Source organism: Natrialba sp. PRR66 (assembly GCF_034808065.1).
Taxonomy (GTDB): domain Archaea; phylum Halobacteriota; class Halobacteria; order Halobacteriales; family Natrialbaceae; genus Natrialba; species Natrialba aegyptia.
Genome location: NZ_JAXHGN010000100.1, coordinates 1 through 273, shown reverse-complemented (window position 1 = coordinate 273; position 273 = coordinate 1). Strand labels below are relative to the sequence as shown.

The window sequence follows — 273 nt, the reverse complement described above, 5'->3', positions numbered from 1 at the left end:
GATCAGTCATCAGAAGATTCATTGGTGATATCTACAAAACTGAAGAGCGGAAAGAAACCAAGCAGTTCATAAATAAAATCCGTCTGGAGTTCCCCAAGGTGCCTCAGCAAAACGGGGATGAAGGTGGGATATATGTTCTTTACTTCATCCAATCTTTTCTTCAGAATAAAAATCTTGCAGAAGTTCTTCGAAACAAAAGGCTGGAAGAAGATTTCGGCCAGCTGGAATCGAAATAACAAGACTGAAGAATAATTGTAGATTTCAAGATGTGGC

Annotated in this window: 1 protein-coding gene; it reads left to right on the top strand. The window is 39.2% G+C overall.

The window, feature by feature from the left end:
• Positions 1-236: hypothetical protein (locus SM755_RS23635; RefSeq protein WP_323174833.1), on the top strand; the 236-nt coding region annotated here is incomplete at its 5' end.
• Positions 237-273 lie beyond the last annotated feature (37 nt).